Source organism: Magnetospirillum sp. UT-4, assembly GCF_902729435.1.
Taxonomy (GTDB): Bacteria; Pseudomonadota; Alphaproteobacteria; order Rhodospirillales; family Magnetospirillaceae; genus Magnetospirillum.
Genome location: NZ_CACVCG010000089.1, coordinates 1 through 10,074 on the forward strand (window position 1 = coordinate 1; position 10,074 = coordinate 10,074).

Annotated in this window: 11 protein-coding genes; 3 read left to right on the plus strand and 8 right to left on the minus strand. The window is 70.1% G+C overall.

What is annotated here, in order from left to right; all coding sequences use genetic code 11:
- The first annotated feature begins 93 nt into the window (after window positions 1–93).
- The 3 genes from MTBUT4_RS12395 to MTBUT4_RS12405 all read left to right on the plus strand — a co-directional run bounded on the left by MTBUT4_RS12395 (window position 94) and on the right by MTBUT4_RS12405 (window position 2,697).
- On the plus strand, window positions 94–777 hold the full coding sequence (locus MTBUT4_RS12395; protein WP_173980003.1) for an urease accessory protein UreF: 684 nt from the start codon (window positions 94–96) through the stop codon (window positions 775–777).
- Entirely contained in the window at window positions 774–1,391 is a 618-nt protein-coding gene (ureG, locus tag MTBUT4_RS12400) for an urease accessory protein UreG (protein WP_173980004.1), read from the plus strand. The genes MTBUT4_RS12395 and ureG overlap by 4 nt, the downstream gene beginning before the upstream one ends.
- 73 nt (window positions 1,392–1,464) lie before the next feature.
- On the plus strand, window positions 1,465–2,697 hold the full coding sequence (locus MTBUT4_RS12405; RefSeq protein WP_173980005.1) for a nitrate/nitrite transporter: 1,233 nt from the start codon (window positions 1,465–1,467) through the stop codon (window positions 2,695–2,697).
- Here the strand turns inward: MTBUT4_RS12405 and MTBUT4_RS12410 are convergent.
- The 8 genes from MTBUT4_RS12410 to MTBUT4_RS12445 form a co-directional block, all read right to left on the minus strand.
- Window positions 2,660–3,334 (minus strand): CoxG family protein, encoded by a 675-nt coding sequence (locus MTBUT4_RS12410; protein WP_173980006.1) that lies wholly within the window; start codon window positions 3,332–3,334, stop codon window positions 2,660–2,662. The two genes, MTBUT4_RS12405 and MTBUT4_RS12410, sit on opposite strands and share 38 nt — an antisense overlap.
- Window positions 3,331–4,281: a glycosyltransferase gene (locus MTBUT4_RS12415; protein WP_173980007.1), complete on the minus strand. Its 951-nt coding sequence runs from the start codon at window positions 4,279–4,281 to the stop codon at window positions 3,331–3,333. The genes MTBUT4_RS12410 and MTBUT4_RS12415 overlap by 4 nt, the downstream gene beginning before the upstream one ends.
- 918 nt (window positions 4,282–5,199) lie before the next feature.
- Window positions 5,200–6,900: a nif-specific transcriptional activator NifA gene (gene nifA / locus MTBUT4_RS12420; RefSeq protein WP_173980008.1), complete on the minus strand. Its 1,701-nt coding sequence runs from the start codon at window positions 6,898–6,900 to the stop codon at window positions 5,200–5,202.
- A 104-nt stretch (window positions 6,901–7,004) separates the two neighbouring features.
- Window positions 7,005–7,316, minus strand: a complete 312-nt coding sequence (locus tag MTBUT4_RS12425; RefSeq protein ID WP_173980009.1) for a hypothetical protein — start codon at window positions 7,314–7,316, stop codon at window positions 7,005–7,007.
- Between the two features lie 88 nt (window positions 7,317–7,404).
- A complete protein-coding gene (locus MTBUT4_RS12430; protein ID WP_173980010.1) occupies window positions 7,405–7,728 on the minus strand; it encodes a four-helix bundle copper-binding protein in 324 nt (107 codons plus the stop codon).
- Between the two features lie 123 nt (window positions 7,729–7,851).
- Window positions 7,852–8,949, minus strand: coding sequence for a branched-chain amino acid ABC transporter substrate-binding protein (locus MTBUT4_RS12435; protein WP_173980011.1), 1,098 nt, complete (start codon window positions 8,947–8,949; stop codon window positions 7,852–7,854).
- Between the two features lie 60 nt (window positions 8,950–9,009).
- Window positions 9,010–9,357: a DUF6867 family protein gene (locus MTBUT4_RS12440; protein ID WP_173980012.1), complete on the minus strand. Its 348-nt coding sequence runs from the start codon at window positions 9,355–9,357 to the stop codon at window positions 9,010–9,012.
- Window positions 9,354–10,074 (minus strand): ABC transporter ATP-binding protein (locus MTBUT4_RS12445; RefSeq protein WP_254434849.1); only part of this gene is annotated, 721 nt, incomplete at its 5' end. The genes MTBUT4_RS12445 and MTBUT4_RS12440, both read right to left, overlap by 4 nt.

Here is a 10,074-nt window from a genome sequence, read left to right on the forward strand (position 1 = left end):
GACGCCCCCAAGGGCGGCTCCTCAGGATGAGGCTACGGATACGGAATGGCCTGAACCGACGCCTATGACGTCATCCCTTCACGCGAGGGCCTCATGACCACGCTCCTGCGCCTGATGGCCTGGTTGTCGCCGTCCTTTCCGGTCGGCGCCTACAGCTATTCCCACGGCCTGGAATGGGCGGTCGAGGCCGGGCTGGTGCGCGACCGCGCCACCGCGTCGGACTGGATCGCCACCCTGGTGGAGGCGGGGGCGGGGCGCAGCGATGCCGCCTTGCTGCTGGAGGCCCACCGGGCGGCGGCGGCGGGCGACCGTGACCGTCTCGACCGGATCGCCGAGCTGGCCGGGGCCATGCGCCCCACCGCCGAACTGGCGCTGGAGGCCGGCGCCCAGGGCACCGCCTTCCTGGCCGCGCTTGCCACCGCCTGGCCCGATCCGTGGCTCGATGCCTGGCACCGGGACCTGAAGGGCAGGGGCGGGGGCGCCGCCTATGCGGTGGCGGTGGGGGCCGCCACTGCCCGCGCCGGCATCGCCGAGACCGATGCGCTGTCCGCCTTCCTGCACGCCTTCGCCGCCAACCTGGTGTCGGCGGCGGTGCGGCTGGTGCCGCTGGGCCAGACCGACGGCCAGAGGATGGTCGCCACCCTGGAGGGTGTGGTGACGCAAGCCGCCGAGGCGGCGCTGACACGGCCGCTCGCCGACATCGGATCGGCGGTGCCGGTGCTGGACTGGTGCAGCATGAACCACGAAACCCAATACACGAGGGTGTACCGCTCATGACCGCGTTCCGCGTCGGCATCGGGGGGCCGGTGGGCTCCGGCAAGACCGCCTTGATGGATGCCCTGTGCAAGCGCCTGCGCGATTCCTTCAGCGTCGGCGCCATCACCAACGACGTCTACACCCGCGAGGATTGCGACTTCCTCACCCGCTCCGGCGCGCTGCCGCCGGAGCGCATCATGGGGGTGGAGACCGGGGGCTGCCCCCATACCGCCATCCGCGAGGACGCCTCCATCAATCTGGCCGCCGTCGATGCGATACAGGCCCGCTTCCCCGATCTGGACCTGCTGCTGATCGAATCGGGCGGCGACAACCTGACCGCCAGCTTCAGCCCGGAACTGGCCGACATCGCCATCTACGTGATCGACGTCGCCGCCGGCGACAAGCTGCCGCGCAAGGGCGGACCTGGCATCACCAAGTCGGATCTGCTGGTGATCAACAAGGTCGACCTCGCCCCCCTGGTCGGCGCCGACCTGGAGGTGATGGACCGCGACAGCCGTCGCATGCGCGGAAGCCGCCCCTTCGTCTTCGCCAACATGAAGATCGGCCAGGGCCTGGACGCCATCGCCGGATTCATCCTGAAGGCCGGAGGATTGGACGGCGCGCCGCGACGGTGAAGGATCGCCGCGGGATTGATCTTGCCGGCGCCGTGGTCCATGGTATGACCACTTCCACTGCGGAACCCGGCGCATGCATTCCCTCTCGGTACGACAACTGATCCTGCGGGTCCTGCTGCCCTTCGCCGCCGGCTATTTCCTGTCCTATCTGTACCGCACGGTGAACGCCGTGCTGGCGCCCGAGATCGCCCGCACCATCCATCTCGACGCCGGGGTGCTGGGGCTGATGACCGGGGTCTATTTCCTCGCCTTCGGCTCGTTTCAGCTGCCGCTGGGGCTGCTGCTCGACCGCTTCGGGCCGCGCCGGGTCGAGGCGGCGCTGCTGGTCTTCGCCGCGTCGGGCGCGGCGGCCTTCGCCTGGGCCGAGGATGCCGGCACCCTGGTGGGCGGCCGTGCGCTGATCGGGCTGGGGGTGTCGGCCTGCCTGATGGCGGCGCTGAAGGCCAACGTGCAGTTCTTTCCCGCCGCCCGCCTGCCGCTGATGAACGGCATCATCCTGTCGGCCGGCGGATTGGGGGCGGTGGCGGCGACGGCGCCGGTGCAGGCGCTGCTGGCGGTCACCGACTGGCGCGGCGTCTACGCCGTTCTGGCCGGCCTCACCCTGGCCGCGGCGGTGGCGCTGTTCCTGACCGTGCCCGACCGCCCCGGCCCCGCCTCCGGTGAGACCCTGGGGGCGCAGCTGCGCGCCGTCGGCCGGGTGTTCGCCGATCCGCTGTTCCTGCGGGTGGCGCCGTTCACCAGCCTGGCCATGGGCACCTTCATGGCGGTCCAGGGCCTGTGGGCCGGCCCCTGGCTGCGCGACATCGCCGGGCTGGACCCACAAGGGGTGGCGGCCGGGCTGGCGGTGATGGCCGGGGCCATGGCCGCCGGCTTCCTGCTGGTGGGCGCGGCGGCCGAGCGGCTGGCCCGGCTCGGCATTCCGGCGATCCAGGTCGGCGGTGCCGGCACCGTGGTGTTCCTGCTGGCCCAGGCGGCCATGGCGGCGGGCTGGAGCGACGCCCCCTTCGTGCTGGCGGCGGTCTACGGCTTCTCCGGCGCCACTTCGACGGTGATGTACGCGGTGGTCACCCAGGGCTTCCCGCCTCATCTGGCCGGCCGCGCCAATACCAGCCTGAACCTGGTGATCTTCGCCTGCGCCTTCGCCACCCAGTGGGGCCTGGGCGAGGTCATCGGCCTGTGGCCGAAGGGCGAGACCGGCTGGCCGCCCGAGGCCTACCGGATCGCCCTGGCTCTGCCCGCGGCGGCGCTGGCGGCGGCCCTGGTCTGGTTCATGCCTGCGGCCAGAACAGCCCGATCAGCAGAGTGACGAAGTAGATCCAGCCGGCGACGATGATGATGCGCCGGATGCGCGGATCGTGGTCGTCGGCCGGTGCACCGGGGGCGGGCGACGGCGCTCCCGGCGGCGGCGGGGGAGGCGGTGTCGGCGCCAGCGGCTCGACCAGGCGGCGGGGCGGGGCACCGCCCGGGGCGGCGGCGTCCAGCGGCTCCGCTCCGCCGCGCTCTCCCCGCAATCGCTCGTTCAGGCGGGCGAAGAACCCGTTGGCCAGCGCCAGCGCGGTCTGGTGAAGCAGCGGCGAGCCCATGGCGGCAAGGCGGCCACCCGGCCGCATCTCGGCACGGTAGGCCACCAGGGTGCCGTGGTCGCGCACGCCCAGGGTCAGCGCCGCCTCGCCATCGGCCCAGCCGGCGCCGGTGTCGCTGCGCACATGGGCCGACATGGACCACGATTCCGGTTCGCGTTCGCGCAGCAGGGCGGCGCGGCCCGAGAACGCCGCCGACAGCGCGCCCAGGCTGGCCACCACGCGTCCTTCGTAGATGCCGTCGGATACCACACGCAGGCTCTCGCAGCCGGGCAGGCAGGCCCGCAGCGTCTCGGGGTCGCGCAAAGCCGTCCACACCCGGTCGCGGGGGGCGGCGATCAGGTATTCGCCAGCGACGTTCATGGCGGTCGGGTCCTTTCCGGTCGATACCCGGGCGGCAGCGATGGCGAGCGGCGGAGCAGGGCCTGCAGACGGCGGCTCAGGCGGTTGCGCAGGCTGACCCTGAGAACGGTGCCGGCGCAGGCCAGCCGGGTGGCAGGCCGCGGCCCCTCCACCGCCAGCGCCTTGAGATAGCCCAGCCGCAGCCGCACGCCCTTGGGCCAGGGGGGAAGCGCGGGGTCGATCATGCGGGCCTGCTCGGCGTAGCTCTTCAGCACGCTCACCCCCTCGTGGCAGCGCTTGACCAGCAGCGGCTCGTCGAGCTGGACGAAGCGCCCCAGCAGGGCCAGCTCGGCCAGCAGGACGCGGTCGGCCTCGTAATAGCTGCCGTGCAGGTGGGTGCGGGCCAGGGCATCGGCGCGGATCACCCCGAACACCGCGGTGCACCAGTTCATGTGCCGCAGGGCCTCGGCGAACCGGACGGCCGGATCGGGGCCCTCGGCCAGGTGGGGCGGCTCGGGGGCGTGGAAGGGCCGCCCGCGGCGGTCGGTCAGGCGTCCGCCCGGCAGCACCGGAAGGGGGGCGCCGCCATCGTCCACCAGGGCGATGCGGCTGTGGGCCAGCACCACCCCGTCGCGGCCGGCGGCCTCCAGCAGCCGGTCCAGGGCGCCGGGCGCCAGCATGTCGTCGTGGGCCATCCATTTGAACCAGGGCGAGCGGCAGCCGCGGAAGGCCCGGTTGAAATTGGGACCGGCCCCGATGTCGCGGCCGTTGCGGCTGTAGCGGATGCGCCGGTCGAGCCGGGCATAGCGCTGGCAGATATCGGGCGTGCGGTCGGTCGAGGCGTTGTCCGAGATGGTGATCTCGAAATCGCGGAAGCTCTGGGCCAGCAGGCTGTCCAGCGCCTCGGCCAGGAACGCCTCGCCGTTGCGGACGGGAAGGCCGATGCACAGGGTCGGGATCGCCGGCATGCTCCGCTCCGTCAGGGCAGGGATCGGACCAGTTTGGGCATGTCGGCGCCCCGGCGGCAAAGGCGGGTTGGTGGAGGCCGCGGGGGCGGAAGGGGCAGCGGCGGTGCCGGACGCGGTAGGACCTGGAAGATATTAGAGGAGTGTGATATAAGAATCGGTACGGCGAGGGGGTCGCCCGGACCCAGTCCGGGACCACCCACAGGCGTTGCCCGCGCCCCCAAGGCCCCCTCGCCCTTCCACCGTTAAATTTCCAAGACTAATACCTTCCCCCGATGTGCCGCCGGTCCAGGATGGATAGACTGGCGGCATCCGAAACGGGTCTGCGAGCATGTCATGTATTGCCAAAGTAATGGTGGATGCTATTACTCTTTGCTCAATGCCGGACGTCTGGCTGAACACCGCGATGCGAGGGATATTCGCAATGTCATAGACTTGGCATTGTCGTGCGACAGAACCCTGCATTGTGGAAAAAGACTTGAATGCGCCTGGATGGCGTCGGAGCTGGCCGAGCGCCTGGGGCGCGGGCTGGCGGAGTGAGTCCGGCAGGGGGCAATCGAATTCCAGCCCCTTTTCGTCATCGCCGGGCTTGACCCACGGCTGTCCGGTTTAGTTCTCGGCTGGCCCATGCCCCCTCGCCCGCCTGCGGGAGAGGGGGGCGAGCGTCAGCGAGCCGGGGTGAGGGCGGCGCGTGTCCACGCGCCCAAGACCTGAAAACGCAGAGGTTTTCGCTGTCGCGAAGCGCACCTGACGGCGCGCGCGCTCTCCCTCCCTCTCCCGCAGGCGGGCGAGGGGGCCCTTAACAGCCGAAAATTAAACCGGACAGAAGTGGGTCAAGCCCGGGCATGACGGCGTTTCATGGAGGAATATGGGAAGAATGTGAAGGCGCCGTAGCCCCCAGGCGGGCGAGGGGAAATCCCCCTACAGCTGGCGGATCTCGATGCCGTGCTTCTTCAGCGCATAGCCGATCTGGCGCGGGGTGAGGCCGAGCAGGCGGGCGGCCTTGGCCTGGACCCAGCCGCATTTCTCCATGGCCTGGACCAGGCGCTCGCGCTCGGACAGGTCGGCCTCGGTCAGGTCCGGTGCCGGTGGCGGCACAATCGCCGCGGCTGAAGGCGGCGGTGGCGGCGGGGCGGCGGCAACCATCGGCGGCGCAGGCTGCGGCGCCGGCTGCGGCGGCGGGGCCGAGGGCATGATCGGCGCCACCGGCGGGTTGGCCGGGCGCTGGATGTTCCACAGCACCGAGGACAGGCAGGTGTCGCGCCGGCACGACAGGTCCATCTCGGTCACCACGGCGCCGCGGCACATGGTGGCCGAGCGGGTGACGCAGTTTTCCAGCTCGCGCACGTTGCCGGGGAAGAAACAGCCCTGCAGGTTGGCCAGGGCCTCGGCCGAGAAGGTGAGCTGGCGGCCGTTCTCCTCGTTGAAGCGCTTGAGGAAGTACATGGCCAGCAGCGGGATGTCGCCCTGGCGCTCGCGCAGCGGCGGCAGGAAGATGGGTACCACGTTGAGGCGGTAATAGAGGTCGGCGCGGAACTCGTTCTTGGCCACCGCCTCTTCCAGGTTGCGGTTGGTGGCGGCGACCAGGCGGATGTCGACCTTGATGGTCTTCGATCCGCCGACCCGCTCGAACTCGCCTTCCTGCAGCACGCGCAGCAGCTTGGCCTGGAAGGGGGCGGAAATCTCGCCGATCTCGTCGAGGAACAGGGTGCCGCCATTGGCCAGCTCGAAGCGGCCCTTGCGTTCCGCCGAGGCGCCGGTGAACGAGCCTTTCTCGTGGCCGAACAGCTCGGATTCCAGCACGCTTTCCGCCAGCGCGGCGCAATTGACCTTGATGAAGGCCTTGGCCGAGCGCGGGCTGAGGATGTGGATGGCGCGCGCGATCATCTCCTTGCCGGTGCCGCTTTCGCCGCGCAGCAGGATGGTGGCCTTGGTCGGCGCCGCCTGTTGGACCTGGGCGAAGACCCGGCCCATGGCCTCGGAATTGCCGACGATGTCTTCCAGGCCCTGCACCGGCACCGCCGGCTTGACCTCCTCCATCTGCTTGGCCAGCCGCGCGTTCTGTTCCAGCAGGCGGCCACGGTCGGCGGCGACCTTGTGGTGCAGGCCGACGGTCTGGCCGACCAGGGTGGCGACCATGGTGAGGAAGCGCAGGTCGTGTTCGAAGACGTGGCGGACGCCGCCTTCCCAGCTGCGTTCCACCGACAGCGCGCCCAGCGGCTTCCCGGTGGTCTTGATGGGGACGCAGAAGAAGGATACCGGCTCGTCGTCCTCGCCCTGGCCGTGCGCGATGTACTCGGCCAGCAGCGGCTCGTCGGCGGCGTCGGGCACCACCATGGGGATGCCGGTCTGCACCACCTTGGCCACCGCCGCCATGGGGTAGCGGAGTTCGCCCGAGCGGGCCAGCTTCAGCGACATGCCGGCGACGGCGCTGATCTCCAGGGCCTCGCCCTCGGGGTCGCGCAGGACGATGGCGCCGTGGCGCATGTGCAGGTAGGACGACAGGATGTTGAGGACGTCGTGGAGCGCCTTGTCCATGTCCAGGGTGGAGCCGAGCACCTTGCTGATCTCGTAGATGCCGATCAGCGGCAGGGCCGTTTCGGTGGCAGCGTCCCGAAGCATTCGTGTCTCGTCTCGGCTCATCAGCTCATGTCCCGCCGGACCCTTGTCTGGCCAGCCTCCTCCCCTTTGGTGCTCTTTTTTTACCAACTTAGGGGATTGCCCCATTACTTTCCACTGCCTCGTAGGGTGGGGTGTGCGTTTTCCGCCGGGCGGGGTGGCAGGCCCGCCCCCATCGCCCCCATCCACGGCGCCGCCACCGCCTGGACCGCCTGCGCCCAGGCCTGGAACGGGGCCTGCCACAGCGCCAGCATGGCCGGCATCTGGGCCAGCCCGCCGACCAGCGGCAGGGCGGCCTGGAAATCCGGCCGCGCCACCAGATGGATGGTCATCCGCTCCGCCCCGCTTTCGGGCTCGGCCTGGTGGAGGATCTCGACGGTCATGTTGGGCAGGGTGCCGGTGAGCCTGGTCTCGGTCATGGCGGGGGGCTCCATTTCGCAGGTGCGAAAAGAATGCCATGAAAGGGGGGCGGGTGTCACCCCGCCCGTTGCGCCGGCGCCCGGATCGCTACAACAGCTTGCGGCAGGCGGTGGCGGCGCGGCGGCAGGCCTCGGCGCATTCCTTCATGCGCAGGTCGGCGGCGGCGAACTTCTCGCAATTGTCGGCGCAGCGATCGGCGATCTCGGCGGCGACGCGGCAGACCGAGGTGTGCTGGCGCGAGCTGCGCAGCATGAAGTCGGTGGCGGTTTCGGTGATGTCGGCGGCGTCCAGCAGCAGCTGGATCAGCTCCCAGCCGGCCAGGGCGCCGCCCTGCTGCATGCCGTGGATGGCGGCCTCGGTGCAGGCGCGGTGCGCGTTGTCACAGGCGTCGATGCTGTCCTTCATGGGCATGGCCCGTCCCTCCCTTGTCTGGTCGTTCAACCCGCCAACCCTGCCGCCATCGGCGGGTTCCGTCAACGCGAAAGGCCCGGCGGATGATGTCGCCGGACCTCGCGCAACGGGCGGAAACGCTTGTCAATCCGCGTAGACGTACTTGCCGTTCTTCCAAACATACATGACGTAGGTGGGACCGACGACGTCGCCCTTGGCGTCGAAGCCGATCTCGCCGATGGCGGTGTCGAACTTGCCGGCGCGCAGGGTCTCGGCGACCTTCTTCCATTCGGTGGTCTTGGCCTTCTCCACCGCCTGCGCCCAGGCCTGGACGGTGGCGTAGGTGTAGAGGGTATAGGCCTCGGGCTCGTAGTTCTGGGCGCGGAAATGCTTCACCAGCGCGGCGTTCTGCGGCAGCAGGCGCGGATCGGGGCTGAAGGTCATCAAGGTGCCCTCGCCGGCGGCGCCGGTGATGGCCCAGTATTCCTCGGTGACCAGGGCGTCGCCGCCCATCAGCACCGTCTTCATGCCCTGGTCGCGCAACTGGCGCACGATCAGGCCGCCCTCGGTCTTGTAGCCGCCGAGATAGAGGATGTCGACCTTGGCCGCCTTGGCCTTGGTCACCAGCGCCGAATAATCCTTCTCGCCGGCGGTGATGGCCTCGTAGAAGGCCTCCTTGACGCCGGCGGCGTTCAGCGCGGCCTTGAACTCGTCGGCCAGGCCCTTGCCGTAGGCCGACTTGTCGTGGATCACACCGATCACCTTGCCCTTCTGCTTGGCCGCCACATAGGCCGCCGCGATCTTGCCCTGGTTGTCGTCGCGGCCGCAGGTGCGGAAGACGTTGGGCATGCCGCGTTCGGTGAATTTGGGATTGGTCGAGGCCGGCGAGATCTGCAGGACGCCGTTCTCCTGGTAGACCTCCGAGGCCGGAATCGACGAGCCCGAGCAGAAATGCCCGGCCACGAACGGCACCTTCTTGGAGGCCAGTTCCTCGGCCACCGAGCGGGCCTGCTTGGGATCGCAGGCGTCGTCGGCCAGGGTCAGCGCCAGCTTCTGGCCGAGCACGCCGCCCTTGGCGTTGATGTCCTCGACCACCTTGGCGGCGCCGCGGCGGAACTGCTCGCCGAAGGCGGCTTCGGAACCGGTCATCGGACCGGCGACGCCGATGGTGATGTCGGCATGGGCCGCCTGGGCCGCGAAGATCGCGGCGGCGGCGATGGCAAGGGTCCTGATCGTCCTCATCTCCCGAAGCCCTCCTGTCCTGGCTTTGCTGTCCCTGGCGCGCAGCTTAGCACCGCCGGTTCATGTTGACGAGCCGCGCTCGCCTTTGTCCCGCCACCCGAACCATCCGTCGCGTTCGTACAGCCATGGGTATTGGGCGACCATGCGCCGCGCCCGGGTCAGGCGGAACGAGCCGCCGGCCAGCGCCGCCAGCACGGCGCTGTCGAAGGCCCAGGCCGGCAGCGAGGCCAGGGTGCCGCCGAACAGGGCGAAAGCGAGGAAGCGGTCGGCGAGGCCGAGCAGCAGGGCGTAGGGCAGCACCTGCCAGAGCGGGCGCCATGTGGCGGCCAGGGCCTGTCCGGCCATGACCGCGCAGCCGCCCATGAACAGCAGGGTGAGGCCGATGAAGACCGGGACGCTCTCGATCATGGTTCGGCCACCCCACCTTCCAGGTAATGGGCGCGGATCTCCTTGTTGGCCAGCAGCTCGGCGCCGCTGCCACTCAGGGTCACGCGGCCGTTGACCATGACGTAGCCGCGATGGGCCAGCTTCAGCGCATGATAGGCGTTCTGCTCGACCAGGAAGACGGTGATGCCCTGCTCGCGGTTGATCTGCTCGATCAGCGCGAAGATCTGGCGCACCACCAGGGGGGCCAGGCCCAGCGACGGCTCGTCCAGCAGCAGCAGGCGCGGCCGGCTCATCAGGGCGCGGCCGATGGCCAGCATCTGCTGCTCGCCGCCCGACAGGGTGCCGCCGCGCTGGGTCAGACGTTCCTCGAGGCGGGGGAACAGGGCCAGCACCCGCTCGAGATCGGCGCTGAAATGGGCCGGGTCGGCCACCACCGCGCCCATCTGCAGGTTTTCCAGCACGGTCATGCGCGGGAAGATGCGCCGCCCCTCGGGGGCGTGGGCCAGGCCCAGCCGGGCGATGCGGTGGGTGGGCAGGCGAGTGATGTCCCGGCCCTCCAGCAGCACCCGGCCGGCGCTGGCCTGGGGGCGGCCGCAGATGGTCGCCAGCAGGGTGGTCTTGCCGGCGCCGTTGGCCCCGATCAGCGCCACCACCTCGCCGGCCGCCACGTCGATGTCGATGCCGTGCAGCGCCTGGATGCGGCCGTAGCCGGCATGAAGGTTCTCGACCCTTAGAGCG

Bases quoted from the DNA above. Each gene is read 5' to 3' on its own strand.
- MTBUT4_RS12440 (WP_173980012.1), bottom strand. From the start codon at position 9,357: ATGATCGAGAGCGTCCCGGTCTTCATCGGCCTCACCCTGCTGTTCATG.
- MTBUT4_RS12405 (WP_173980005.1), top strand. From the start codon at position 1,465: ATGCATTCCCTCTCGGTACGACAACTGATCCTGCGGGTCCTGCTGCCC.
- nifA (WP_173980008.1), bottom strand. From the start codon at position 6,900: ATGCTTCGGGACGCTGCCACCGAAACGGCCCTGCCGCTGATCGGCATC.
- MTBUT4_RS12415 (WP_173980007.1), bottom strand. From the start codon at position 4,281: ATGCCGGCGATCCCGACCCTGTGCATCGGCCTTCCCGTCCGCAACGGC.
- MTBUT4_RS12435 (WP_173980011.1), bottom strand. From the start codon at position 8,949: ATGAGGACGATCAGGACCCTTGCCATCGCCGCCGCCGCGATCTTCGCG.
- MTBUT4_RS12410 (WP_173980006.1), bottom strand. From the start codon at position 3,334: ATGAACGTCGCTGGCGAATACCTGATCGCCGCCCCCCGCGACCGGGTG.
- MTBUT4_RS12395 (WP_173980003.1), top strand. From the start codon at position 94: ATGACCACGCTCCTGCGCCTGATGGCCTGGTTGTCGCCGTCCTTTCCG.
- MTBUT4_RS12430 (WP_173980010.1), bottom strand. From the start codon at position 7,728: ATGCCCATGAAGGACAGCATCGACGCCTGTGACAACGCGCACCGCGCC.
- MTBUT4_RS12425 (WP_173980009.1), bottom strand. From the start codon at position 7,316: ATGACCGAGACCAGGCTCACCGGCACCCTGCCCAACATGACCGTCGAG.
- ureG (WP_173980004.1), top strand. From the start codon at position 774: ATGACCGCGTTCCGCGTCGGCATCGGGGGGCCGGTGGGCTCCGGCAAG.